This is a genomic window from Neisseria subflava (assembly GCF_003044935.1).
Taxonomy (GTDB): domain Bacteria; phylum Pseudomonadota; class Gammaproteobacteria; order Burkholderiales; family Neisseriaceae; genus Neisseria; species Neisseria subflava_E.
Genome location: NZ_POXP01000001.1, coordinates 121,928 through 148,198 on the forward strand (window position 1 = coordinate 121,928; position 26,271 = coordinate 148,198).

Annotated in this window: 23 protein-coding genes and 1 tRNA gene; 12 read left to right on the plus strand and 12 right to left on the minus strand. The window is 48.2% G+C overall.

Annotated features, from left to right (window positions below; genetic code table 11):
- The first annotated feature begins 162 nt into the window (after positions 1 to 162).
- The 6 genes from ubiA to ylqF all read left to right on the plus strand — a co-directional run bounded on the left by ubiA (position 163) and on the right by ylqF (position 4,894).
- Positions 163 to 1,083 (plus strand): 4-hydroxybenzoate octaprenyltransferase, encoded by a 921-nt coding sequence (ubiA, locus tag DBY95_RS00585; RefSeq protein ID WP_107723013.1) that lies wholly within the window; start codon positions 163 to 165, stop codon positions 1,081 to 1,083.
- A 269-nt stretch (positions 1,084 to 1,352) separates the two neighbouring features.
- Positions 1,353 to 1,802 carry a PTS IIA-like nitrogen regulatory protein PtsN gene (gene ptsN / locus DBY95_RS00590; RefSeq protein ID WP_003680500.1) on the plus strand — a complete coding sequence of 150 codons (450 nt, stop codon included), beginning with the start codon at positions 1,353 to 1,355 and terminating at the stop codon, positions 1,800 to 1,802.
- Positions 1,803 to 1,805: 3 nt separating this feature from the next.
- The gene (gene hprK / locus DBY95_RS00595) at positions 1,806 to 2,768 is read left to right on the plus strand and encodes an HPr(Ser) kinase/phosphatase (protein WP_004520066.1); all 963 of its coding nucleotides are present in this window, start codon (positions 1,806 to 1,808) and stop codon (positions 2,766 to 2,768) included.
- Positions 2,749 to 3,603, plus strand: a complete 855-nt coding sequence (gene rapZ / locus DBY95_RS00600; protein ID WP_063068857.1) for an RNase adapter RapZ — start codon at positions 2,749 to 2,751, stop codon at positions 3,601 to 3,603. The genes hprK and rapZ overlap by 20 nt, the downstream gene beginning before the upstream one ends.
- A gap of 34 nt (positions 3,604 to 3,637) precedes the next feature.
- Positions 3,638 to 3,874, plus strand: coding sequence for a lipoprotein (locus tag DBY95_RS00605; protein WP_003684875.1), 237 nt, complete (start codon positions 3,638 to 3,640; stop codon positions 3,872 to 3,874).
- A 93-nt stretch (positions 3,875 to 3,967) separates the two neighbouring features.
- Entirely contained in the window at positions 3,968 to 4,894 is a 927-nt protein-coding gene (gene ylqF / locus DBY95_RS00610; protein ID WP_107723014.1) for a ribosome biogenesis GTPase YlqF, read from the plus strand.
- Between the two features lie 70 nt (positions 4,895 to 4,964).
- Here ylqF and DBY95_RS00615 read toward each other — a convergent pair whose 3' ends face one another.
- The 8 genes from DBY95_RS00615 to DBY95_RS00650 all read right to left on the minus strand — a co-directional run bounded on the left by DBY95_RS00615 (position 4,965) and on the right by DBY95_RS00650 (position 14,802).
- Positions 4,965 to 5,558 carry a LolA family protein gene (locus tag DBY95_RS00615; protein ID WP_004520070.1) on the minus strand — a complete coding sequence of 198 codons (594 nt, stop codon included), beginning with the start codon at positions 5,556 to 5,558 and terminating at the stop codon, positions 4,965 to 4,967.
- 58 nt (positions 5,559 to 5,616) lie between these two features.
- On the minus strand, positions 5,617 to 7,839 hold the full coding sequence (locus DBY95_RS00620) for an NADP-dependent isocitrate dehydrogenase (protein ID WP_107723015.1): 2,223 nt from the start codon (positions 7,837 to 7,839) through the stop codon (positions 5,617 to 5,619).
- A 172-nt stretch (positions 7,840 to 8,011) separates the two neighbouring features.
- A complete protein-coding gene (locus DBY95_RS00625; RefSeq protein WP_107723016.1) occupies positions 8,012 to 9,214 on the minus strand; it encodes a beta-ketoacyl-ACP synthase in 1,203 nt (400 codons plus the stop codon).
- Between the two features lie 3 nt (positions 9,215 to 9,217).
- Positions 9,218 to 9,736 carry a hypothetical protein gene (locus DBY95_RS00630; protein ID WP_107723017.1) on the minus strand — a complete coding sequence of 173 codons (519 nt, stop codon included), beginning with the start codon at positions 9,734 to 9,736 and terminating at the stop codon, positions 9,218 to 9,220.
- A 97-nt stretch (positions 9,737 to 9,833) separates the two neighbouring features.
- Entirely contained in the window at positions 9,834 to 11,072 is a 1,239-nt protein-coding gene (locus DBY95_RS00635; protein ID WP_107723018.1) for an NAD(P)/FAD-dependent oxidoreductase, read from the minus strand.
- Between the two features lie 135 nt (positions 11,073 to 11,207).
- Entirely contained in the window at positions 11,208 to 13,526 is a 2,319-nt protein-coding gene (locus tag DBY95_RS00640; RefSeq protein WP_107723019.1) for an MMPL family transporter, read from the minus strand.
- 93 nt (positions 13,527 to 13,619) lie between these two features.
- Positions 13,620 to 14,237, minus strand: coding sequence for a 4'-phosphopantetheinyl transferase family protein (locus DBY95_RS00645; RefSeq protein WP_107723020.1), 618 nt, complete (start codon positions 14,235 to 14,237; stop codon positions 13,620 to 13,622).
- 52 nt (positions 14,238 to 14,289) lie between these two features.
- Positions 14,290 to 14,802 (minus strand): hypothetical protein, encoded by a 513-nt coding sequence (locus tag DBY95_RS00650; RefSeq protein ID WP_234394562.1) that lies wholly within the window; start codon positions 14,800 to 14,802, stop codon positions 14,290 to 14,292.
- Between the two features lie 199 nt (positions 14,803 to 15,001).
- On the opposite strand from DBY95_RS00650, the gene DBY95_RS00655 reads away from it, so the two are divergent.
- Both DBY95_RS00655 and DBY95_RS00660 read left to right on the plus strand, forming a co-directional pair.
- Positions 15,002 to 15,094, plus strand: a tRNA-Ser gene (locus DBY95_RS00655).
- A gap of 80 nt (positions 15,095 to 15,174) precedes the next feature.
- Complete coding sequence (locus DBY95_RS00660; RefSeq protein WP_107723021.1) at positions 15,175 to 15,735, plus strand: pseudouridine synthase; 561 nt, start codon at positions 15,175 to 15,177, stop codon at positions 15,733 to 15,735.
- 55 nt (positions 15,736 to 15,790) lie between these two features.
- On the opposite strand, the gene DBY95_RS00665 is transcribed toward DBY95_RS00660, so the two are convergent.
- Positions 15,791 to 16,597: a DUF4198 domain-containing protein gene (locus DBY95_RS00665; RefSeq protein ID WP_107723022.1), complete on the minus strand. Its 807-nt coding sequence runs from the start codon at positions 16,595 to 16,597 to the stop codon at positions 15,791 to 15,793.
- Between the two features lie 151 nt (positions 16,598 to 16,748).
- Positions 16,749 to 18,125, minus strand: a complete 1,377-nt coding sequence (gene radA, locus DBY95_RS00670) for a DNA repair protein RadA (RefSeq protein ID WP_070646766.1) — start codon at positions 18,123 to 18,125, stop codon at positions 16,749 to 16,751.
- A gap of 79 nt (positions 18,126 to 18,204) precedes the next feature.
- Here radA and DBY95_RS00675 point away from each other — a divergent pair, with 79 nt between their 5' ends.
- From DBY95_RS00675 to DBY95_RS00690, 4 genes are read left to right on the plus strand one after another with little or no spacing between them, the layout of a single operon-like run.
- On the plus strand, positions 18,205 to 18,411 hold the full coding sequence (locus DBY95_RS00675; RefSeq protein ID WP_107723023.1) for a hypothetical protein: 207 nt from the start codon (positions 18,205 to 18,207) through the stop codon (positions 18,409 to 18,411).
- Between the two features lie 59 nt (positions 18,412 to 18,470).
- A complete protein-coding gene (locus tag DBY95_RS00680; protein ID WP_107723024.1) occupies positions 18,471 to 19,595 on the plus strand; it encodes a DNA cytosine methyltransferase in 1,125 nt (374 codons plus the stop codon).
- Positions 19,592 to 20,647: a restriction endonuclease PLD domain-containing protein gene (locus tag DBY95_RS00685; RefSeq protein ID WP_070461612.1), complete on the plus strand. Its 1,056-nt coding sequence runs from the start codon at positions 19,592 to 19,594 to the stop codon at positions 20,645 to 20,647. The genes DBY95_RS00680 and DBY95_RS00685 overlap by 4 nt, the downstream gene beginning before the upstream one ends.
- Positions 20,648 to 22,534, plus strand: a complete 1,887-nt coding sequence (locus DBY95_RS00690; RefSeq protein ID WP_107723025.1) for a Z1 domain-containing protein — start codon at positions 20,648 to 20,650, stop codon at positions 22,532 to 22,534.
- 69 nt (positions 22,535 to 22,603) lie between these two features.
- On the opposite strand, the gene DBY95_RS00695 is transcribed toward DBY95_RS00690, so the two are convergent.
- Positions 22,604 to 24,076: a S41 family peptidase gene (locus DBY95_RS00695; RefSeq protein ID WP_063075383.1), complete on the minus strand. Its 1,473-nt coding sequence runs from the start codon at positions 24,074 to 24,076 to the stop codon at positions 22,604 to 22,606.
- Positions 24,077 to 24,292: 216 nt separating this feature from the next.
- Positions 24,293 to 26,167, minus strand: a complete 1,875-nt coding sequence (locus DBY95_RS00700; protein WP_107723026.1) for a murein hydrolase activator EnvC family protein — start codon at positions 26,165 to 26,167, stop codon at positions 24,293 to 24,295.
- Positions 26,168 to 26,271: the final 104 nt, after the last annotated feature.

Here is a 26,271-nt window from a genome sequence, read left to right on the forward strand (position 1 = left end):
AATAAAACCGATTACCGATGTTTGTCATAATTCTGTTATAATACAATAAATTAAATTGTTAAGATTTGTTTGATTTTAGACGGCAATAAATTATAATAAGAGCTAAGGCTCTAAAATGCCTTTCATTCAGCATCAATACATATACAACGACACATTACACCAATGAACATACGGCGCTTTTTCCTACAATTTTTACCGCGTTACGCTGTCGGACGGATGGTGATATACGCCAAACTGATGCGCATCGACAAACCCATCGGCACCCTGCTTTTGCTGTGGCCGACTTATTGGGCATTGTGGATTGCGTCTAAAGGTGTTCCCGACGCGGATATTTTTATTGCCTTTACCGCAGGTACATTTCTGATGCGCAGCGCAGGTTGCGTCGTGAATGACTTTGCCGACCGCAATTTTGACGGTGCAGTAGAGCGCACCAAAAACCGCCCGTTTGCCAAAGGCTTGGTTTCCAAAACTGAAGCGCTGCTTTTGACTGTCATGCTGTGTCTGATGGCCGCTTTATGCTTGGTACCGCTCAACCGTTTTACTTGGCTGATGAGCCTTCCGGCCTTGTTCCTGGCCGTTACATATCCTTTTACCAAACGCTTTTTCCCATTGCCGCAGTTTTATTTGGGGCTGGCATTTTCGTTCGGCATTCCCATGGCCTTTGCCGCCGTGCAAGGCCGAGTGCCTCCCGAAGCATGGCTGATGTTTACCGCCAATGCCTTATGGACGCTGGCTTACGACACGATTTATGCCATGGCGGACAAAGAAGATGATTTGAAAATCGGCATTAAAACTTCGGCAATCACATTTGGCGAACACGACATTAGCGCAACCATGCTTTGCCATTTTTGGTTTACGGTATTGATGGTAGTGTTGGGTATCAAAATCGGCGCAACTTGGCCGTATTGGCTGGTATTGCCGATAACCGCGTATTGGCAGTGCCAACAATATGCGGCCATCCGTACGCGCGACCGTCAGTTGTGCTTCCAAACGTTTTTGGCCAACAACCGCATCGGCTTGGCGTGGTTTTGCGGATTGGTCTGCCATTATTTCTGGTTGTTTTTGGTTTCCAAATTGTTTTAAAAAACTAGGTTGAGGCCGTCTGAAAAGGAAGGGAAAAGGGGTATGCCGGACATACCCCTTTTTATTTGAATCATAGTTTGTCTAATGATAGAATTTTTACTTTAAATTCAATATAAGCAAACAGTTGGATTATTTTTAGCTCGTTAAAAAATATCAAAAACAACATGGAAAATGTTAGCAGGGCGAGTGTAAATTACGCCTTCAGGATTGAGATTTGCACCGACAATCGGTACAATCCCATTGTTTTGCGACATTTAAAAGAGATACACATGAGCCTGATCGGCGAAATTTTACCTTTGTCCCATATCGTTTTGGATTTGGAAGTCAGCAGCAAAAAGCGTCTGTTTGAAGAGGCTGCACAGCTGCTGGAGAATGAAGCAGAATTACCGAATACCAATGTGTTCGACTGCCTGTTTGCCCGTGAAAAACTTGGTTCGACCGGTTTGGGGCAGGGGGTGGCGATTCCTCACGGTCGTCACGCATGCGTGAAAAAAGCCACCGGTGCGTTTATCCGCACCAAAGAGCCGGTTGCCTTTGATGCGCCTGACGGTAAACCCGTTTCCCTGATTTTCATTCTGCTTGTGCCTGAAAACGCTACCGGCGAACATTTGGAAGTCTTGTCCAAACTGGCCGGCAGATTCTCTCAAAAAGCCATCCGTGAAGCGTTGATGGCCGCGACTTCTGCCGAAGAAGTACGCACACTCCTGAGCGAAGAGTAATTCATGCCCAGCATATCCGTCCGCCGCCTGTTTTCCGACAATCAGCACAAACTCGAACTCGCTTGGGCTGCCGGCAATTCCGGCGCGGACAACCGTATCGGTGTCGAAGCCGATAAACCCGTCTTGGCCTTGGTCGGCCACTTAAACTTTATCCATCCCAACCAAATTCAAGTTGTCGGCGTAGCCGAAGCCGAATATTTACGCCGTCTGGAATCGGGCGAACTTAACTATGATTTCGGTGAGCTTTTCGACATCCCCATGTCTTTGGTCATCGTCGCCAACGGTTTGCCGGTTTCGCCCAAATTACGCGATTATTGCCATACCAACAGTATCCCTCTGCTGACTTCCAAACAGGAAAGCCCGCACTTGATGGACGTTTTGCGGATTTATCTGCAACGCACATTGGCGACTTCCACCATCAAGCACGGCGTATTTTTGGATGTATTTGAAGTGGGCGTACTCATTACCGGGCAATCCGGCTTGGGTAAGAGTGAATTGGCATTGGAGCTGATTTCGCGCGGCCACAGCCTGATTGCCGATGATGCAGTCGAACTTTTCCGTACCGGTCCAGAAATGCTGGAAGGTCGTTGCCCGCCGATGCTGCGTGATTTCCTCGAAGTACGTGGCTTGGGCATACTCAATATCCGCCATATTTTTGGCGAAACCTCCATCCGTCCGAAAAAAATCCTCCAGCTGATTATCAATTTGGTTCCGGCCGACGACGGATACATGAAACAACTCGATCGATTGAGCATCCGTACCGAAACTGAATCTATCCTCAACGTCAGCATCCGTTCCGTTACCCTGCCTGTTGCAATCGGTCGAAACTTAGCAGTATTGGTTGAAGCTGCAGTGCGCAATTACATCCTTCAATTGCGCGGTAAGGACAGCACCAAAGAATTCCTCGAACGCCATCAAACACAACTCAAAGAAAACGAACAAAACCATGAAAATCGTCCTGATTAGCGGCTTATCCGGCTCAGGAAAATCCGTAGCCCTCAAGCAGCTTGAAGATTTGGGCTATTACTGTGTCGATAACCTTCCTTTGGAAATGCTTCCGTCGTTGGTCTCGCTCCATATCGAACGTGCCGATGAAACCAAACTCGGTGTCAGCGTTGACATCCGTTCCGGTATCAATATTCAGGAAGCGCAAGAGCAAATCCAATATTTGCGTAATGAAGGGCATCAAGTCGAAGTCCTCTTTATTGAAGCAGAAGAGGGCGTGTTGGTTCGCCGCTTCTCAGAAACCCGCCGCGGCCATCCTTTGTCCGGCCATAATCTGACCTTGTTGGAAAGCCTGCAAAAAGAACGCGAATGGCTCTTTCCGCTTAGAGACATCGCATATTGCATCGATACGTCCAAAATGAACGCACAGCAGCTGCGTTATGCCGTGCAACAATGGCTCAATATTGAACGTGTCGGTTTGCTGGTCATTCTTGAATCCTTTGGTTTCAAATACGGCGTTCCCAACAATGCCGACTTTATGTTTGATATGCGCAGCTTGCCCAATCCGTATTACGATCCGGAATTGCGCCCCTTTACCGGCATGGATAAGCCTATTCAAGATTATTTGGGCCAGCAGCCGTTGGCTCAAGAAATGGTTGATGACATCGACCATTTTATTAGCCGCTGGTTGCCGCGCCTGCAACAAGAGAGCCGCAGTTATGTAACGATTGCCATCGGTTGTACCGGCGGTCAGCACCGCTCCGTTTATGTTGTGGAAAAACTGGCCGAACGCCTCAAAGGCCGTTACGAACTCCTTGTCCGCCATCGTCAGGCACAAAGCTTGGCAGGACGCTAACTTGCCGTTTCAGACGGCCTCAAAGGAAGAAACCATGAAAAAAATCAGTCTGACCGCATTATCTCTGCTTATCTTGACCGCCTGTGCAACAGAGCCTGTTACTGCTTACCGTTGGCACCGTACCGGTGCGAGCGAAGCTGAAGTTTCCCGCCAAATCAATACCTGCAAATCACAAGTTCAAAATGGAACCAAACGTGGCAATACATCCAAAACGTTTGAGCAATGTATGGATGAAGCAGGTTATTACAGCTATGAACATGGCAACCTCTAAATCCTGATTGACCGATTATCCCAATACCGAGGCCGTCTGAAAAACAATGATTTTTCAGACGGCCTCAGATACGAATAGAAAGAATAAAAAGACATGGCTATCCAATGGTTTCCCGGCCACATGAACAAGGCAAAAAAAGCCATCGCCGAACGCATTAAAAGCGTTGATATGGTGATTGAGATGCTGGACGCGCGTATGCCTGCTTCCAGCGAAAACCCTTTGCTTGCCCAGTTGTCCAAAGGCAAGCCCAAACTGAAAATTTTAAACAAGCAAGATCTTGCCGATCCCGAGCGTACCAAAGTTTGGCTCGAACACTACAACAGCCGCCAAGATACCCGTGCCATTGCGCTTGATTCTTCCGAAACCGGCGCACATGGCAAAATTACCCAAGCCTGCCGTGCCATGATTCCGCATCGCCAAGGTATCGAGAAGCCGCTGCGTGTCCTGATTTGCGGTATCCCCAACGTTGGCAAATCCACCTTGATTAACGGCATGATCGGCAAAAAATCTGCCAAAACCGGCAACGAACCCGGTATTACCAAAGCCGAACAGCGCCTTTTCCTTGCCGACGATTTCTGGCTGTACGATACCCCCGGTATGTTGTGGCCGAAAATTATCGTTGAAGAAGGCGGTTACAACCTTGCAGCTGGCGGTGCAGTTGGACGCAACGCGCTGGATGAAGAAGAAGTGGCACTTGAGCTTTTGGATTACCTCCGCCGCCATTATCTGGCCCTGTTGCAAGAGCGCTATCAGGCCGACAAAGATCCAAGCAGCCATTGGGACGATACTTCTTGGCTTGAGTGGATTGCCAAAAAACGCGGTGCGGTTTTGAGCGGCGGACGGGTCAACTACCAAAAGGCCGCTGAAAATATCCTGACTGATTTCCGCGAAGGCAAAATCGGCAGAATCACGCTGGAAACGCCAAATCAATGGGAAACTTGGCTGAAAAAAGCCAGACAGAAAGAGGCCGAACTTAAAGCCATTCGCGAAGCCAGAAAGGCGGAAAGAAAAGGGCAGTAGCCTTCAGCCGATTAATATAAAAGGCCGTCTGAAATCTATTTTCAGACGGCCTTTTGTTGGAATAGACAATTTAGAGGGCGGTACGGCTGAAGCTGTCCAGAGCTTTATCGGTTTGGATTTGGTTGAACTGCATGATGGTTTTGTCGCCTTGTTTTTCGTCCAATTCGATTTTTCGTACTAGCGTATCGCCGTTGATTTCGATACGGTTGAAGATTTGGCGGGTAATGGCGGTTTTCGGGGTCAGGGTCAACGTCCATTTTTTCTCGTTGCCGTTTAATTTCAAATCAAATTGTTTTTCCAAACCTTGGGTATTGCCGCCCAAAAGGTCGAGGAAGAGTTTGATTTGGCGGCTTTGGCCGTTGAGCTTGCTGGCATTTGGGTTGACCCATTGGCTGCCGTTCCATTGCATGATGCCGTCTGAACGAACGCGCAGGGTAGTTTCAAATGGTTTTTGCATTTTCCAGAGCAGGCCTTTTTGTGGCACAAGGGTAAAGCTGCCGCTGGTGGTCATGGGTTTGCTGAGGGATTTGAGCTGGCGTTGTTGGACAAAATTGCCTTGCACGTTTTGCGGTTTTTGCAGGGTTTGTGCCAATTCGGCAGGGGAAAATGCCCATAAAGCCGGAGCGCTGATGAGGAGAGTAAGAGAAAGAATGGTTTTTTTCATTGTGTTTCCATAAGGTTTGAGGCCGTCTGAAAGTTCAGACGGCCTTTAATTGCTTTAATTATAAGGCTGACAAGGCCTGATTAAAGGTTGCGCTCGGACGCATTGCTTGTGCAGCTTTTTCAGGATTGGCTGCGTAGTAGCCGCCGATGTCGACCGCTTTGCCTTGTACGGCAGAGAGTTCTTCAACGATTTTGGCTTCGTCGGCAGTCAAAGCGGCTGCCAATGGCGCAAATGCGGCTTTCAGTTCGGCATCTTTGTCTTGCGCTGCCAATTCTTGCGCCCAGTAGAGGGTAAGGTAGAAATGGCTGCCGCGGTTGTCGAGTTCGCCTGCTTTGCGTTTAGGCGATTTGTCGTTCAACAGCAGTTTTTCGGTGGCTGCATCCAAAGTGTCGGCGAGGACTTGGGCTTTGGTATTGCCGGTTTTTTGCGCCAGATGTTCAAACGATACGGCGAGTGCGAGGAATTCGCCCAAAGAGTCCCAACGTAAGTGGTTTTCTTCGAGGAATTGTTGAACATGTTTCGGTGCAGAACCACCCGCGCCGGTTTCAAACATACCGCCGCCATTCATCAATGGAACGATAGACAGCATTTTCGCACTGGTACCCAGTTCCAAAATTGGGAACAAGTCGGTCAGGTAGTCACGCAGGACGTTACCGGTTACGGAGATGGTGTCTTCGCCGTTTTTCAGACGGCCTAAGCTGAATTTAGCGGCTTCTTCAGGAGCGAGGACGCGGATGTCGAGGCCGTTTGTATCCAGTTCGGCAAGGTAAGCTTTAACCTTGGCGAGCAGGCTCTTGTCGTGTGGACGGTTTTCATCGAGCCAGAACACGGCTGGTGTATTGCTCAGACGGGCGCGGTTGACGGCGAGTTGTACCCAGTCTTTAACTGGAGCGTCTTTGGTTTGGCACATACGCCAGATGTCGCCGGCTTCAACGTCGTGTTGCATCAGGACATTACCTGCTGCATCAATGACTTGAACTTGGCCGTCAGCTTCGATTTCGAAAGTTTTGTTGTGCGAACCGTATTCTTCGGCTGCTTGCGCCATCAGGCCGACGTTAGGAACGGTACCCATGGTTGTCGGGTCAAACGCGCCGTGTTCGCGGCAGAAGTCGATGGTTGCTTGGTAAACACCAGCATAGCTGCTGTCAGGAATGACGGCTTTGGTGTCTTGCGCTTTGCCGTCTTTATCCCACATACGACCGGAATTACGAATCATCGCAGGCATAGAAGCATCGACGATGACATCGCTAGGAACGTGCAGGTTGGTGATGCCTTTGTCGGAATCAACCATCGCCAAATCAGGGTTGGCTGCGTAAACGGCGGCGATTTCAGCTTCAACGGCTGCGCGGGTGTCCGCATCCAGTTTGTCCAGATTGGCAAGCAGGTTGCCGAAGCCGTTGTTGACGTTGACGCCGGCGGCAGCCAGTTTGTCGCCGAATTTTTCAAATACAGGCGCAAAGAATACTTTGACGGCGTGTCCGAAGATAATCGGGTCGGACACTTTCATCATGGTGGCTTTCATGTGCAGCGAGAACAATACGCCTTTAGCTTTTGCGTCTTTCACTTGTTCGGCAAGGAAGGCGAGCAGGGCTTTTTTGCTCATCACGGTCGCGTCGATGATTTCGCCGGCTTTCAGGACAACAGGCTCGCGCAGCTCTTTTTTGTTGCCTTGTTTGTCGGTGAACACGATGGATACGGAAGTTGCTTCAGGTATGGTAACGGATTGTTCGTTATGGAAAAAGTCGCCGCTTTGCATGGTGGCAACGTGGGTTTTGGAGTCTTTGGTCCATGCGCCCATGCTGTGCGGATGTTTTTTCGCAAAGTTTTTCACTGCTTTAGGCGCGCGACGATCGGAGTTGCCTTCACGCAGGACAGGGTTTACTGCGCTGCCTTTGATGCGGTCGTAGCGTTCGCGTACGGCTTTTTCTTCATTGGTTTGAGGGTCGGCAGGATAGTCGGGAACGGCAAAGCCTTTAGACTGCAATTCTTTAATCGCGGCAGTCAGTTGAGGTACGGATGCGCTGATGTTCGGCAGTTTGATTACGTTTGCATCGGGTTGTTTCACCAGTTCGCCCAATTCGGCAAGCGCATCAGGTACGCGTTGCGCTTCGGTCAGGTATTCTGGAAACGCCGCCAAAATACGGCCGGAGAGAGAGATGTCGCTGGTTTTGACATCAATATCGGCGTGGCGGGTAAACGCCTGCACGATTGGCAACAGGGATTGAGTGGCCAATGCAGGAGCTTCGTCGGTGTAGGTATAGATAATGGTGGATTTAGTCATGGGATTATTCTCTATGTAGGTTAAGTTTTTCTTTTCGGGCACATCGCGAGAAGAAATGTGCTAAGCCTATTATGGCATATTTCGGCGGATTTGGTTGTTGTTTTGATGTTATTGTTTTTTAAGTTGCGGAAAAGAAAAAGGCCGTCTGAAAAGACAGCCTAAATATAAGGACTTATCCGATAATCAAAACGGCATTGCTGCCGCCGAAAGCGAATGATGAGCTGGCGGCAATGCGTTTTTCAGACGACCAGCGGCTGTTTTCGTCGGTCAAAGCAATGTTGGGCAGCTCGGAATCGGGTATGTTGTCCCATTGTTGCGGCGGCAGTTTGCCTTCCGGATTGTATTGGTGGTTGGCCATCAACCAAGCAAACGCGGCTTCAATCGCACCGGCTGCGCCTAAGGTATGACCGGTGGACGGCTTGGTTGAAGTGCAAAGGGTATGGCAACCAAACACTTCGGCAACGGCTCGGCTTTCCATGCTGTCGTTGTGTTGAGTGCCGGTGCCGTGCAGATTGATCCAGCCGATGTCTTCTGCTTTCAAACCGGCTTTATCCAAAGCAGCCTGAAAGGATTGGGCTGCACCCAAACCGTCGGGGCGGGGCGAAGACATATGGTAGGCATCACTGCTTGCACCATAGCCCAACAATTGCATTTCACCGTCAAAATCTGCATCGCGCGTCATCACGAAAAATGCGGCCGCTTCGCCGATATTGATGCCGTTGCGGTTGGCGGAAAAAGGCTTGGCGATGCCGTCTGAAAGTACTTCCAAAGAGGCAAAACCATTAATCGTCAGCGGAGAAAGTGTATCCGCGCCGCCGCAAATTACGACATCACACAATCCCGCACGAAGCAGCCGGGCTGCGCTGATGAGGGCGCGTGCGCCGGAAGTGCAGGCGGTGGAGACGGTATAGCGCAAGCCGTCCAAACCGTACACTTGGGCGATAAATTCGGAGGGCGAAGCCATGGTGTGTTGCAGCTGCTTGAATGGAACATCTGTCCATTCACCGCCTTCGACAACGTGTTGGAACACAGGGATATTTTCATCTGCGCCACTAGTTGACGTACCGGTAACGACAGCAATCCTTTCTTTGCCGTAACGGGCAATGGCCGTCTGAATCAGTCCGTCTATTTGCGAAAGCGCGTGCAGGATAAGCTGGTTGTTGCGGCTGCGATGCGCTTCGGGAATGCTGTCGGGCAGAGGCATCAGGGTTTCTTTGACTGCACCGAAAGCATGCGTTTTGCCTTTTACCCATTGGTCTGAAAAAGTCAGGGGCGTGTTTTCAGACGGCGTGAGTAAGGAATCGGCATGAACTTGCAAGCCGCTGCCCAATGCGCTGGTCAGTGCCGGGCGGCTGAGATAAACAGGAGTATTCATGAATTAGTCTTCTGCAATCGGGCTGACCGTCCAGAAAGTTTGGTCGGGGAAGCCGATGAGGAATTGTTCGGAATGGTGGGCGACACACCACAAATCACGCTCGCGGTAGCTGAACACCGCGCCTTTGCCGTCAGGGCAGAAGCCTTGATGGGTGGCGTTTTGTTGGCGGGCTTCAGGGTAAAGTGTAGTGGCTTGTTCGGCGGCCAAAAGCGGCAACAAGGCGGCAAACAATCGGCGCGAACTGGCATTGGGCATCACAAAACCATCATTTTTCCAGCCTTTGGTGTTGACCGATTGACGCGATACTGGCGCACCCAGTGCATCGGTTTGGACAAAGCGGATGCCGTCTGAATGAGGCTCGACTGCCAAGAGATTGGTTTGAACGGTTTGCCCTGCCGCATTAGTCTGCTCGAGTTTGAACCATTGGCCTTCTTTAGAAAGCGGCAGCAGCGTTTGCGGATGGGGGAGCGAAGTTGCGCATGCGGAAAGCAGCAGTGCGGCAAGCAAAGGGATAAATCGCATAAGGTTTTATCTATCGGTCAAAATATTTAATGGTGTGGATGAAGTTTCAGACGGCCTGTTCTGTTCTCAGGCTTGGCCGTCTGAAAGGCATTCGTCATTATTCTACCTTCAAATCGCCCACCAATGCGGCAAGTGTGGACAAGCGTTGCTCGGATTTTTCCACGAATGGATTGTTCGTGTCCCAAGCGTAGCCTGCCAGAATAGATGAAATCATGCGGCTGATTTCAGGGCTGCGGTTGGGCGCATAGATGGCGTTTTGGAAGCGGAAATCGTACCAGCCGTTTACATAAGTGCGGAATGCGTTCACGCCGATCATCAGTTGGTCGGCAAATTCGGTTTGCCAATCGACGGCTTCGCCTTTGAGCTGTTTGCCCAACAAATCGGCAGCCAGTTTGGCAGAGTGCAGGGCAATGGTTACACCGGAGGAGAAGACTGGGTCGAGGAATTCGGCGGCGTTGCCCAAAAGGGCGAAATGTTTGCCGTATAAGGTTTTTACGTTGGCGGAGTAGCCTTGGATAGAGCGGAATGGGAAGTCGTTTTCCCAAACGGCTTTATCCAAAATTTCCGCCAGCATCGGGCATTCGTACACAAATTTTTTCAACACGGCTTCTGATTCGCCGGCCAGTTTGTCGGGCGTGCCGACAACGCCGATGGAGCAGCGGTTGTCGCCGAAAGGAATCAGCCAAATCCAGACATCGCGATGTTCAGGATGCGTGTTGATCAGGATTTTGTTGCGGTCGAATTTCGGGCTGGTGATGTTGTCGTCGATATGCGTGAAGTGGGCTTGGCGCGGAGGCAGATCGGACGGGCTTTCCAAGCCCAAAAGGCGAGGCAGGACGCGGCCGTAACCGCTGGCATCCAAAACAAATTTGGCGGTCAGTTCATAGTTTTCGCCTGTATCGGTCGCAATGCTCAAACGTGCCACATCGCCGCTGTTGTCAAACGCGGTTACGCCATGTCCGAAGCGGACATCGACGCCTTGTTTTGCTGCTTCATCAATCAGGATTTTGTCGAAGATGCCACGGCGCACTTGATAAATGGTGCCGGGGCCGTCTGAAAATTTTTCAGTAAAGTTGAAATCTGTGTAACGGCTGCCCCATGAAAACGCAGCACCGTCTTTAAATTGAAAGCTGGGTTCGGCATGCACTGCATCGGCAAAACCGGCTTCTTCCAACATTTCCATGCAATGCGGCAACAGGCTTTCGCCGATGACAAAGCGCGGGAAATGTTGTTTTTCCAATACGCAAACTTTAAAGCCTTGTTTGTTCAGCAAAGCGGAAGCAACCGAACCTGAAGGGCCTGCGCCGATAACGGCAACGTCAAATTCTACAGACATTTGAAAATACCTTTGATTTTAATGATAAAAAAATGTTTAAACTAGCGTCTGAAGTTTTTCAGACGGCCTCTTACAACGTGACGATAGAAGTCGAAACAAAATATCGCTTCAATTTCAATCGTCTTCATCTTGTGTCTAATTTTTCAACAATGTGCCTGCCAGCCAAATATTGAATGCCACACCGATGGTAACCGTCATGCCGAACGCGGCAACAGCGGGCGTGCTGCTGATGGCGAGCAGGGCAAAGGAAATGGCTGTTGTCGCAGCGGCAAGCAGCATACCGCCTAATTTTGCCGGCGCGCTGTGATGTGCGGTGGCGGCATAGACGGCATAGTCCACGCCGATGGCGGACACTAGAAGCAGGCCGAACATGGCAAACAGGCTGACGGGAATGCCGGCCAAACCGAGTACGGCAACGGTACAGATGGCGGCGGCCAGCGGCACGGCAAGAATTTTGCTGCCGCGTTTGAAACCAAACATTTTCCACAAAAGCAGCCATGCCAACGCATAGGAAGCCAGTTTCAACCATGCGGTCTGATTGCGCGTGTGGTGGAAAAGCTCGTTTAAGTGGGCGCGCTTGTCTGCCCAATGTACGCCGGAGACGTGTTGCGCCACGGCACGTACGGCGGCTTCATCGGTCATGCCGTTCAAACGCACGACGGCAGCAAAACGGCCTGGTTCTACTTCGCCCAAATACAAGGAACGCCAAGCCTCTGCCAAATCGGTATTCAGGCCGTCTGAAAGCGACAATGATTGCGTATCGGCAGCTTGCAGCAGGGCATCGCGCACGGTTTTGCGCGGAATACCGATTTCTGTGAGCGGTTTCCAGCTATCAGGCAACTTGGTCAATTCGCGCAGGCGGTTTTGGAGTTTTTGCTGTTCCGTTGTCGGCAGGATGAATTGGTCGGGCGATTGGATGCCGGACAGTTTGCCTTGCGCAATTAAGGGTTGCAGGGCGCGGCCGAGTTCGGCAGTTTTCTTCAACAGGGCATCTTCGCTTTGTGCTTCGGCCACCAAATATTTGCCGCCAAAATCCGTGCCGCTCAACTGGCCGATTTGTTGTACCTCGGTCAACATCGCGGTCGGCATATTGACCCATTGACGGATGTCGTCACGCCAGTCGCTGCGCCACAGTCCGACTGCCAGCAAAACTCCGCCCACGATTAACCAGCCGCGTTTGTGCAGGCGATTTTTCAGACGGCCTGACAAGGAATAGAGCTTTTCGGTTAATGCGGCAAAAGGCACGGTTTTGGCACGGTAGTGGCGAAACAGCGGCGGCAGCCATAAAACGGTGGCACCAAACGCGCCAAATAAGGCAAAGCCTGAAAATACCGCGGTTTGGCGCAGTACAGGCAAAGGGGTAAACCACAGCAGCGCGTAGCCCAAGACGGTAATCGTCAGGCTGACGGCAAAACTCGGCAAGACATGTTTCATTGCTGAATCAGCCTGCCAAACGGTCTTTTCAGACGGTCCGAATACCGACGGAGCAAGCCAGTGCAACGGGAAATCCACCAACATACCCACCAGGCTGGTGCCGATGACGATGGTCAGGATATGCACTTCGCCGAACACCAATAAAGCAACTGCCAATCCGGTCAACATACCGGCTGCCAGCGGCAATGACAGCAAAAATACCCGGCCGCTGCGGAAGACCCACAACAGCAGCGCAAAGGTCAGCCCAAGTCCGACTATGCTCATCAGCCGACTTTCTTTTTCTGCGGCTGCTTTGGATACGGCGGCGAACAATGCGCCACCTGCGCTTAAGGTTTCCGCGCCGTTTTCCGAAGCGATTTGACGGCTTTGCGCCATCAGCGGTAAGAGGGCGTCGTTGCCGGAAAATTGATCGCCGCCGGCAAGCCGTCCGCGCAAGAATACCCAAGTTTTGCCTTTGTCTTCGGCAAACAGCATGCCGTTGTCCATGTCCCACTGTAAACGGCTTTGCGGATTGGCCTTGTCGGCAACAAAGCGTCCGAAGCCCAGCCAGTCTTGTTCTAAAGACAAAGGCGAGGGGGCTGCAAACGGATTGGCCGCGGCTTCTGCACGCGCTTGAAAATAGGCTTGCGGCTGCTCAAACAACAGGCGTATTTCGTCTTGGGGCAAAACTGCCAAACTCAGTTTTTGCATATCCACACGTACTTTGTCCAAATTCGGCGTCATGCTGCTATCGACTTGTTCAAATACGCCACTTTTGCGCCATGCATCGGCAATTTGTGAGGCCGTCTGAAAAGCAGTTTCGGCATCGGTACTGCCGGCAAGCAAAATGACTTGCGAATTGAGCTGCGCTTCTGCGGCTTTATCCGCGACCGTCAGTAAGGCATCGTGTTGCTGCTCGCTTGGCAACAATGCGGTCAAGTCGGTTTGGATGCGCGCTTGTGAAGCAAAGGCATAAACCAAAAACAGGGTCAGAAACAGGATAAGGGCAGTATAGAGGCGGTTTAGGAGGCGAAGATTCATCGTTCAGACGGCCTTTTGCAAATGCTGCTGTTGGTGTGTGGAATAAGTAAAAGTGCAGTAAATTAAATCAGATTATTATTATTTTGTCAGTTGTTAGATAGTTTGCCGGTCGGTTAAATCATTGGGTTTGAGCGAACCGAAAAACTGCCATTGCAGAGTGACGGCTTTTTCCTTCCAAACGCAGGAAAGTGCCATCGTATCCGCCAAAATTGCGCTTGTGCCGTGCCAATCGGTTTGCTTTCCAGTGCGTAAACCGACGGGTTGTCCTGAATCGAAAACATAGCCGACCGATTTCATGTCTGACGGGAAATCCAAATTCGCCGCTTTAATCAATGCTTCTTTGAAACACCATAATCGGTAAAACGTTTCAGACGGCCAGTTTACCGTTTCCAAGTAGTCTTGTTCTTCCTGTGTGTAGACCAAAGCCGATAGCGCTTTGAAATCACGCGGGCGGATAAATTCGATATCGACTCCGGCTGTTAAGGGCTGAGGCGCACACAATAAAGCGGCAAAGCCTTGGCTGTGGCTCAGCGATACAGCCGGTAAATCGGTTTTCTGTTTTAATGCGCGGCTGACTTGCCAGTCTTGACGCTGCGCCAGTTGCGGCGTGGCAGCCAAACGTTGTGAATCGGCTGTGTTTAGAGACGCATGGTCGTAGCAGACGGCAAAAGACGGATCGGCCAGTAGGCAGTGAAGGGGTGTTGTATCCATAAAATAGAAAAATGCCAAACTTCATATTGAAGTCCGGCATTTTTGACATTGCTTAGTGGAAGCTGCCTTTCAAAACCACACGGCTGTTGAATGTAGCGATGTGGCATTCGTACTCGTTACCGCCTTTGGTTACTTTGTCAAAGTAGCTAACCAGGTGAACGGATTTGGCTTTTTTACGAAGTGCAGTGCTTTGGAAGCGTTTAACCGCGCTCAGGAATGCGCGTTGGCAGGTTTCATCAGGGGTTTTGCCGACTGAGTTGGAGATTTGACGGGAAGTCAAAGTCGCTCCGGATGTGCTGCCGTAGTGAACACGGATGCTAGGATCTAAAGCGGATTTGGCTTCGGCAGAGTTCAAAGCTACATCGACTTTACACATATAAATGTCGTTTTGACCTTTGCCATTGACTTTATGGCCTTCACCCATGCTGCGGCAGGCAGAGCCGGCGGCAGTTGTTTTTTGAGTAGAAGTTTGAGAGGAGGAAGTAGATGGTTGGGAATCGCCGGATTGTGAGCAAGCGGCAAGCATCAGGGCGGATACGGCAACCAAAGCAGAAAAACGTAACATACGAACTCCTTTGTAATAAGGGGTGTGAAAAAAGGTTTACAGAAAACAGAATCATTTTAACATATATGAAAGAAGTATAAAAATAGGATGATGTAAAAAATATTATATTTTTATTTAAATGATTTCATGGCGTTAAGAAAGTTTGGGGCGGTAATGCTTGACGAGGGAAGGGAGAAAGCGTATATTGCGGTCTTCCTTAGGAGTAATGGCTGAGAGGCTGAAGGCACTTCCCTGCTAAGGAAGCATGTGGGGTCAACCTGCATCGAGGGTTCGAATCCCTCTTACTCCGCCAAATATGAAAGACACCGTTTATACGGTGTCTTTTTTATTATCCGAGATTGCTTGGAATCTAAGGCCGTCTGAAAGTGTGAAATGAACGATTTGATTATCCTAAACAAGCCTTATGGCGTGATTTGCCAGTTTTCTGCACATGAAAAACATCAGTGCCTTAAGGATTTTGTCGAAAAACCGGGATTTTATCCGGCCGGACGTTTGGATACGGACAGCGAGGGTTTGCTGTTGCTGACCAATAATGGCCGTTTGCAGGCGCAGATTGCCGACCCGAAATTCAAGCAGGTCAAAACTTATTGGGCGCAGGTGGAGGGTTCTCCTGATGAAGCCAAATTGGATTTGTTGCGCCGTGGCGTAGATTTGGGCGATTTTGTCACCCGTCCGGCCGAGGTCAGGGTATTGGAAGAAGGCGAAGCGGATGTTTTATGGCAGCGCGTGCCGCCGATTCGTGTGCGTAAGTCTGTACCTGATTTTTGGGTGGAGATCAAAATTTCGGAAGGGAAAAACCGCCAAGTGCGAAGGATGACGGCGAAAGCAGGTTTTCCGTGTTTACGCTTGGTTCGCGTGGCAATAGGCCGTCTGAATCTGTTTGATTTGAATTTGGAATTGGGACAATGGCAGTTTGCGCCGCATCGTCCTTAAATAGGATGAATAAAGGCCGTCTGAAATATTCAGACGGCCTTTCGTTATGGAAAAATCAATGATGTGAATGACCGATTTGGAAAGTCAAAGTAGTGTAGTTCGCCTGTTTTTGGCACACGCTTTGATCGGGGAAATCGGATTTGTGTTCTACGCTGGCTTTCCAGAAACCTTGGCGCAATGGAATGATGCTGACTTCGCCTTTATCATCGGTGGTATCGGAGAAGGCTTGGGCTTCGGTTTTATGGGTTTTGCTGCGGTCGCTGGTGTCGAAGCCGTCAAATGTAGCGGTAACGGTGGCGTTAGGCAGCGGCTCACCATTGAAGAGGACACGGACTTTGAATCGTTCGCCGACGTGGACGTTGGCAGGGTTGTCCAAAGGTACGATTTCTAAATGTTGGCCGACTTGCTTGGTGATGATGGCAGTATCTGCGCTTTCGTGGCCGACATTGACGATGTTTTTGCCGAACATACGGGTTTGTTCGCAATAGCTTGCATCAGGCATTTCTTTGATGCTTGCCTGCTTCCAACCCGCGCTGTTTTTTGACCAGAAAGTCGGTTGGTATTCGGCGGTTACCAAGTAGCTGCCGTCTTTGACCGGCAGTTTGCTACGGTATTGGTAATTGTATGTGCCTTTTTGAATCATGTTTTCTTTGCCTTTTTCAGTTACCAGTTGCATGGGTTTGCTGAAAATGTGCAGGCGGTCTTTAGCGATGGGCTCAAGCTCTGGGAATTCACCATAGCCCAATTCGGCTTCAAGGTATTCGCCACCATGCGTGTGGGCGGTTTCAACCCAAACGCGATGGGCGTGTGCGGCAGTGCTGAACAGGAAGGCGGATGCGATAAGCAAAGCGGTTTTTTTCATGATTTCTCTCCGATTTTCGATGTGTAGAAAAGATAGAATAAAGTCGTTCGTTATAGTATAACAAAATTATTTAAATTTAAAGAGAGGCCGTCTGAAAGTTTTCAGACGGCCTTTTAGCTGATTGTTTTTTGAGTCGGATTATCGAAACGGTTTAATCCCCGTCACGACAAACGTCAATCGCTTCCTGCAAACTGCTGACGCCGTAGATTTTCAGGTTTGGAAACTCTTTGGCATTGCGCGGCATATTGGCTTTGGGAACGATGGCGCGTTTGAAGCCGAGTTTTTCCGCTTCTTTGAGCCGCTCTTGTCCGCGTGCAACAGGGCGGACTTCGCCACTTAAGCCGATTTCGCCGAAAACCACGGTTTTTTCGGGCATGGGGCGGTTGCGGAAGCTGGAGAGCATGGCGAGGATGACAGCAAGGTCGGCGGCGGGTTCGCCGATTTTGACGCCACCGACGGCATTGAGGAACACGTCTTGGTCGAAGCAGGCAATGCCGCCATGGCGGTTGAGGACGGCGAGCAGCATGGCGAGGCGGTTTTGTTCGAGGCCGACGGTGAGTCGTTTGGGGGTAAAACCGTGTGCGTCATCGACCAGTGCCTGAATTTCGACCAAAAGCGGGCGGCTACCTTCCTGTGTGACCAAAACACATGAACCTGGCGTGTCGTCGCGGTAGCTGGCAAGGAAGATAGCGGACGGGTTGGAGACGCCTTTCAAACCATTTTCGGTCATGGCGAATACGCCCAATTCGTTTGCCGCGCCGAAACGGTTTTTGATGGCGCGTATCATGCGGTAGTTGGAGTGTTGGTCGCCCTCGAAATACAGCACGGTATCGACCATATGTTCCAGTACGCGCGGGCCGGCGATCGCACCGTCTTTGGTAACGTGTCCGACCAATATCATGGCGATGCCCATCTGTTTCGCCATACGCGTCAGTTGGGCGGCACATTCGCGCACCTGAGACACGGAGCCTGGGGCGGAAGTGATTTGGTCGGAATACATGGTTTGGATGGAGTCGATGACGACGACTTCGGGCTGATGCTGTTTCAAGGCCGTCTGAATCGCTTCCATACGGATTTCGGCAAGCAGGTTCACGCCTTCGGTAGGTAGTTCTAAACGCTGTGCACGCAGGGCGACTTGTTGGGCGGATTCCTCACCGGAAACGTACAGCACTTTGCGGCTTTGCGCCATTTTGGCGATGGTTTGCAACAGCAACGTAGATTTGCCGATGCCGGGGTCGCCGCCGAGCAGGATGACCGCGCCATCGACCAAACCGCCGCCCAATACGCGATCAAGCTCGCCCATGCCGGTCGGATTGCGCGGCACTTCGGTGGCGGTAACGGCGGAGAGGGATTGGACGGTCGAGGTGTCCGCCGCCCAAGATTGGAAGCGGGCGTTTTTCGGTTCGGGCGCGGCCAGGCTTTCCTGAAGCGTGTTCCACTCGCCGCAATGCGGACATTTGCCTTGCCATTTCGGGGAAGTGCCGCCGCATTCGGTACATTGGTAGATGGTTTTGGGGGCTTTTGCCATGGTGTTTTCCCTGTGGAATATTTGATGTGTGAAAAGGTCGTCTGAAAAGTGAGGAAGGTTTTCAGACGGCCTTGGGATTATGAATACTTTATTTATAATTTCAAGTATTCATCACTTGTTTAATGCAGCGGCATTTGCTGTTTTTTTGCGGCATAATAGGAAAAATTTACATGGAAATTTTAGAAAAATGATTTTATTTCAAAATAACGATGGTAAGCTTGCCTTGCCTTGCCTTGCCTTGCCTTGCCTTGCCTTGCCTTGCCTTGCCTTGCCTTGCCTTGCCTAGTTCTCTATTAAAATCCCTTCAAGGGTTTTTATCAAATCTATGCATAGGAGTGAAATCCTATGCCATCTAAACAAATCGCAAATTTTAATTCTTCTGACAATAAACCCAGAATTCTATCTCTATTTTCAGGATGTGGAGGTTTAGATTTGGGTTTTCACCAAGCTGGTTATGAAACTGTTTGGGCGAACGATTTTTCCCATTGGGCTTGCGAAAGTTTCCGTAAAAATATCGGCGATGTCATCGTAGAAGGTGATATTGAACAAATTGATCCGAATGATCCAACTATTCCCGATTGCGACATCATTTTAGGCGGGTTCCCTTGTCAAGATTTTTCCATGATTTGGAAACAGCCGGGCTTAGAGGGTGAACGCGGCAATCTTTATAAAAGCTTTTTACGTTTTGTAAATGCAAAAAAACCGAAAGTTTTTGTTGCTGAGAATGTGAAAGGTTTGTTGACTGCTAACAAGAAAAAAGCCATCCAGCAAATTATTACCGACTTTGAAAATTGCGGTTATTACGTTCAGGCAAAGCTGTATAACTTTGCTGAATTTGGCGTACCTCAATTTCGTGAACGTGTGCTGATTGTCGGAGTACGTTTGGATACAGGATTTGATTTTCATCATCCAAAACCGACATACAATGAAACTGGCGAAAATGGCTTAAAACCATATGTAACTGCTGGTCAGGCGATATCTAATATTCCACAAAATGTTAGTAATAATGAATTACTAAAAATTAGTGATAAAACACGCCGTATGTTGGAATTAATTCCTGAAGGTGGAAATTTTACTGATATTCCTAAAGATCATCCTTTATATGTGAAAGGTATGATTAGCCACGTTTATCGTCGTATGCATCGTAGCGAGCCATCAAAAACAATTATTGCAGCAGGTGGCGGTGGAACTTGGGGCTATCACTTCCCTGAACCACGTGCTTTTACTAATAGAGAACGAGCAAGGCTTCAAAGTTTTCCTGATGATTTTGAGTTTGTTGGCTCAACGACGGAAGTACGTCGCCAGATTGGCAATGCGGTTCCTCCCCAGGGCGTGGTTGAACTGGCAAAAAGCATTTTACCGATTTTTTCAGGTAACTATGAGAAAGTAGATTTGCATGAGAAATTGGTTGCAGAAAAAGAAGTTTTATTTCATGACCGATTAAGCAAAATTCGAGGAGGGAAACGATGAATACGGTTTTTTCTAATTTCTACCCTGCTCAAATAACACAAAAAAAGCTAAATGATGTTTGGATGGATCTATTTTTAGATGCTGATGAAGTTTTAATGGCAACAGGTTATGTATCCAATGATGCTGTTATTGAATTACAACGTATTTTGGAACAAAAGACAAGTATCAGAACAGTAGAATTATTGGTCGGAATGCACTATTTGGAAGGATTTTCCCAACCACAATACCGTAGTTTGTGCAGATTGAATGCTTTTTTACAAGCTGAGAAACGTGGGCAAGTATACGTTTCGCCATTTGTTAAATTTCACGGAAAAATGTACTCATTCAAGCATCAAGAACAAATTAATGGCTTGATTGGTTCTGCAAATTTAACGTGTTTTTGGGATAACACCGAACGCACTTACGAAACCATGGTGCATTTGGATGATTTTCAGACGGCATCTGATTTACATTCAGGTATCCGACGGATTATCAAGTTTTTAGGGAAACCTATTAATCAGGCAAGTGAACCGACTATTTTTGCACCGCACAATGTTTATTTGGAAAATTGTATTGGTGTGGAGAAAATTGATGCAAATAAAGTTTCTGAACTTTTTAGACAAACAGCGCAATATCATTTTTTAATCCCTGTAAAGACAGAGCCAAAAAGTAATCTAAATTGTTTTTTTGGCAAAGGAAAAAATCCTAAGAAACCATGGCAACTTCGTTCTTGGTATGAAGTTGAATTAATTGTCCCTATTCAAATCGTCCGTCAAGAGGGTTACCCTACAAATAGAACAGTAAAGATTATTACTGATGACGGTTGGTCTTTTTCTTGCTATTCCAGTTCAAAAAATAAGGGTAGTCGATTATCTACGGAAAATCTACGTTCAGAAGATGATCTAAAAACATTGGGTAAATGGATAAAGGGGCGTTTGGAAATTTCAGGATGTCTAAAATCAGGTGAGCCTGTTACGCCTGAAACCTTGCATCAATACGGCAATGATCACGTTGAATTCCGCTCAACCGATGATCCAGATGTTTGGTTGCTTTCATTCAAGGGGAAAAACTAGATGTTGCAAACTTATCTGAACCAATTAACACTGCCTGAGTTGGCTAATTCTGTTAAAAAGACTGTTGATGGTTTTATGGAAAAACTATCTCAAATTGAACAGAAGAACGTCCAAAACATTTTGCTGTTAGGCAATGTCCAAAGTGGTAAAACCGCTCAAGTATTGGGTATATTGAGTGTTTTGGCTGATTGTGATTTTAAGCTGTTTATTTATTTGACAACCGATAGCGTAGATTTACAGCAACAAACATTAAAACGAGCAAAAACATCATTGGATAAATTTATTATATTATCTGAGAATGATGACAGTAGTTTTACGCAGGTAATGAAGGCAAATAATCCTATTTTGGTTGTGATTAAAAAGAATGCCCGTGTATTGAAACGTTGGCGTAATTTGTTTGCCAGTCAAAGTAGCCTGAAAGGCTATCCTTTGGTTATTGTGGACGATGAAGCCGATGCGGCCAGCTTAAATACTAATGCTGATAAGCCAGATAAAGATGTCAGTACTATCAATAAACTGCTAAATGACATTAAGAATTCTTGTTGTCAAAGCCTATTTATTCAGTTGACCGCCACGCCTCAATCGCTTTTATTGCAAAATGAAGAATCTGATTGGCAACCTGAATTTATCCATTTCTTTGAAGCTGGTGAAAAATACATCGGTGGCAACTTTGTCTTTTCTGATCCTCCAAGCTATATTGTTCGCTTCATTGACAGTGAATTGGACGATATGAAAGATGCGAGTGGTGAAATTGCCGAAGGGGTAAAACAGGCATTGCACAGTTTTCTGCTTACTTGTGCAGAGTTTGCTTTATGCGGTAAAACCAATTGTAATTTTGCTTTACATCCAAGTTATAAAATCCAAGATCATCAAGCCTTTTCTCAAAAAATCCAAGCCTTTTTGAATGATTTGGTACAAGCGATTAATAGCGGGGAGAATTTTGCAGACAGCTTTAAAGAAGATTATTTGGATTTGCAAAAGACTAAGCCTGATATTCATCATTTTGAGGAAATTTATGAAAAACTAACAGAACTTTTAGAAAATAAGCAAATTTATACTCTCGTCGTTAACTCGCAGACAGAATCAGATTTTGATTTAGAAAGAGGCTTTAACATTATTATTGGTGGGAATGTGATTGGACGAGGCTTAACTATTCCGAAACTACAAACGGTTTATTATAGTCGTACTGCCAAAAAACCGAATGCAGATACTTTCTGGCAACATTCGCGTATTTTTGGATATGACCGTGATAAATCATTATTACGGCTTTATATTCCGTTTGATGTCTATTACTTCTTTGTACAACTCAATCAAGCAAATAATCTGATTATTGAGCAGGCAAAAAAATCAGATGGCAATATTCAGGTTATTTACCCGAAAAACATCAATCCGACCAGAAAGAATGTATTAAAAGCTGATAGTATCAATCAAATGGTTGGTGGTGTAAATTACTTTCCACTTCGTCCGAATGAGAATAACTTGTTGGCTATAAACGGTATTCTTCCATCTGTTTTGATAGATAAGGTACAATCTGATTTGTATCAAATAGACATAGAAGATCTATTCTTGATTTTAGATAAGCTTGGTAATTATGTACCTGATGACTGGGATAAGGAAAAATTTATTGCTGGTGTAGAAGCATTAAAGGCACAACGTCCAAGTTTTAAAACCTATATTTTGATCAAAACCGGACGTAAACTTTCTCGAGCAACTGGTACAATGCTTTCGGAAGACGACCGTAAATTAGGAGAAAAATATCCTAATGATTTATTCCTTACACTTTATCAAGTAGTAGGAAATAAAGACAAAGGTTGGCAGGGAGAAGATTTTTGGTTGCCTAATATTAAGTTGCCATATAAGGGACTGGTGTATTGGGGAGTGAAATAACATAGAAAAGGTCGTCTGAAAACAATCATATCGTTTTCAGACGACCTTTTTTATTGAGAAATAACAGGTTTATTTTTTGCTGTCTTTATCCGCATCTTTTTTCGGTGCAGGTTTTTTCGCTGCCAAACCTAAAGATTTTTGCCATTCGGCTGGATTTTTCACCAAGTCCAAGGCTTTGCGGAGCTGATCGTCTTTGGCCGGATTTGGAATGCGGCGGCTGGAGATGTCTTCGTCTTTGTCTTTTTTAGACTTGTCTTTATCGGCTTTGGTTTCAGCGTCGGCAGGCGTTTCAGTGCTGCTGTTGACGTCTTGGCCGCCCAACGGATTGCCGATATGGCCGACCAAATCGGCTTCGCGGCTTTCAAAGGCGCGGTCTTTGTCTTTGACTTCAACGTCAGGAACAATGCCTTGTGCTTGAATCGAGCGGTCGTTTGGCGTGTAGTAAAGGGCGGTAGTCAGTTTGACTGCGCTGCCGCCGGAAAGCGGAATCAGGGTTTGCACTGAGCCCTTGCCGAAACTTTGTGTGCCGACGACAACGGCGCGTTTGTGGTCTTGTAATGCGCCGGCAACGATTTCGGAAGCGGAGGCCGAGCCTGCGTTAATCAGGACGGTCATAGGAATGGTTTTCAGCTCGGCAGGCAATCCGGCCAACGGGTCTTTGCCGCTGGTGGTGATGTAGTCTTCGGCAGTTGCTTTGAGCACCATGCCTTCTTTTTTGTTGCGGCCTTTGGTGCTGACAACAGTTACGTCAGGCTGCAGGAAGGCTGCGGATACGCCGACTGCACCGTTGAGCAGGCCGCCCGGGTCGTCGCGCAAGTCGAGGATGATGCCTTTGAGCGGGCCTTTGTTTTCTTTGACAAGGGCTTGTGCGGCTTCGTTAAGCGCGGCAACGGTGCGCTCTTGGAATTGGGAGACGCGGATGTAGCCGTAGTCTTTTTCAAGCAGATGATGGCGCACGCTTTTGACTTTGATGATGGCGCGGGTCAGGTTGACGACGATGGGTTTGTCGGCATTTTTGCGTGAAAGGGTCAGGGTGATTTTGGTACCCGGTTTGCCGCGCATTTTTTTGACGGCTTCGCTGACGGTCAGGCCGCGCGTAGAGGTATTGTCGATTTTGACGATGAAGTCGCCGCTTTTCACGCCGGCGCGCTCTGCGGGTGTGTCTTCAATCGGGGCAACGACTTTGACGAAGCCGTCTTCTTGTCCGATTTCCATGCCCAAGCCACCGAATTCGCCGCTGGTGGACTCTTTCATTTCAGCATAGCCTTTTTTGTCCATATACTCGGAATGCGGATCGAGGTCGGACACCATGCCTTTCATTGCACCTTCAAAGAGCTCGGCGTCTGGTTTGTCTTGGTAATAGTTGGCTTTGATTTGGCCGTACACTTCTGCCATGGTGCGGATGGTTTGCACGGGCAGGGCCTCGTTGTCTTTTTTGTCTTTTTCGGCGGCAAAACTTTGTACACTCAGACTGAGGGCGATGCCGCTAAACGCGCCGAGAGTGTAGATTGCAACTTTTTTCAAAGTGGATTTTGTTGACATTCGTTTGACTTTCTTTTTGTGTACGGTAAGCAAAGTGGTTTTTGTTTTCTCTGAACCCGTTGACTTTATTTGATTTAAACGCTTGGAACAATAAGTTTAAGGTAAAAGTTTGTTGTTTAATGTGCTGAACAGGCGTGAAAATCGTGTTTTATTGTAGTTTATGATGAAAATTCAGACGGCCTGAAAGGGGAAAACTCACTCAGGCCGTCTGAAACATCAGTTAATCCAGGAAAGCGGATTCATGACTTGTCCGTTGTAGCGGACTTCAAGGTAAAGGCCGGTTTCGCCCGACGGCAAAGTGCCGCTGGTGCCAATTTTGCTGCCTGCATTGACGGCGTAGTTTTGGGCGATGTCGATTTCGTTCAGACCGGAGTAAATGCTGACATAGCCGTCGCCGTGGTCGAGAACGACTACTTTGCCGTAGCCTTCAAGTTCGCCGGCAAAAGTAACCGTGCCTGAGGCAATGCTGCTGACCGGAGCAGGAACGGTATTGTAGAACACGCCTTTCCAAACTTCGCCATCGCCGCGGTCTTGACCAAACAGGCCTGCCAGTGTGCCGTTGACCGGTTTTTTCAGACGGCCTTGCATACGGCTGAAGCTGTTGGCGTTGCTGACGGTAAAGCCTTGGGTGTTGGGGGCTTGCAGTTTCATGTCTTCGTCAGTCAGTGTGGACATGGCGGCGCGTTCGGCTTCGGCTTTTTGTTGGGCGGCAGCCTGCTCTTTGCGGGCTTTTTCAGCGGCGGCCAAGCGGGCTTCGGCGGCTTTTTTACGTGCTTCGGCTTCGGCTTTGCGTTGCTCGGCTTTGCGTTTTTCCAAATCTTTCAAGAGATTGTTGAGGCGTTGCTCGTTTTCTCTGTGGTTGATTTTCTTTTGCGCTTCTTTGGCCATTTGCGCGTTTTGACGGCGGCTTTCGGCTTGTTCTGCGGTATTGGTTACGCCTTGTTGACGCAACGAAGCTTGGATATTGGCTTGCAGTTTTTTCAGGTAAGCCAATTCATTGTTGATTTTTTGCTCTTGCGCGGCCAGTTCTTTCTGTTGTTTTTCCAAGTCTCTCATGACTTGGTCGTTGGCGTTGTTGATATAACGCGTGTAACGCAGGAAGCGGGTTTTTTGACCGGCATCGGCGTTTTTCAGGAAGAGGGCAACCGCGTTGGGCTGGCTGTTTTTATAGTTGCCGGACACAAAGCGCGAAATTTGGGCGCGCGTGTTGGAAACTTCGGCTTTCAACTGGTTGGCATCGGCATTGAGCTTTTGAAATTTTTCCCATGCGTCGCGTTGTTTGCGGTTGATGCCGGAGAGGTTGTTGCGTGTTTGTTGCAGCTGTTTGAGCGTGGCATTGACATGGATAATGAAACCCTCGTTGCGTTTGGCAAAGGATTTTTTAGTTTCCATATCGTTGGCGGCGGCAGTTACGGCTGCTTTGAAATCGTTTTCGACTGAAGAAGCGGCTTTAGGCTCAACTTTAGGCTCGGCTTTTTTGTTTTGTTCTTTGGCTTTTGTGTCTTTTTTAGCGTCTTTTTTGTCTTCAATAGTTTTTTTTGCAGGTTCTTTGGCTTCTTTAGCTTCGGCCTTTTTGTCTTCGGCTGCTTTTTTTACGGGCTCTTTGGTTTTTTTGCCGTCTTTTTTATCCTCGGCCGCTTGTTTAGCAGGCTCTTTGACTTTGCTGTCTTTTTTATCTTCAACAGGTTTCTTGTCTTGTTCTTTGGCTTTGCCGGATTTTGCGGCTGCGGCTTTTTTGTCTTTTGCCGTTTCTTTAGACTCTTCGGTTTTGCGGCTGGCCTTTTTATTGTCGGCAACTACTTCGGCGGCTTTAGCCGTTTTGTTTTTGGCTGAAGCGCGTTCGTTGTTGTCGGCGGTTTCCTTCTCTTTGGAGGCTTTGGCTTTAACCGCTTTTTTGTCTTCCTCTTTTTCTTTTGCCGCTTGTTTTTTTGAGGTTTCTTTTTTTACATCTGCCTTGGCGGCTTCTTTTTCTTTTTTCACGGACGCAGCTTTTTTGACGGCGGCCGCTTTTTCTTTCGGCGCGTCTTTGGCAGCATAGGTTGGCAGGGAGAAACTGAGCAACAGGGCGAGAATGAGGGGTTTGTAACGCATGGTTCGATCTTGCTATCAAAGTAGGAACAATAGGACGGATTATACTGTCTGTCAGGCCGTCTGAAAATAATATCGGGTTGCAATATGGACGAACGGTCTTATAT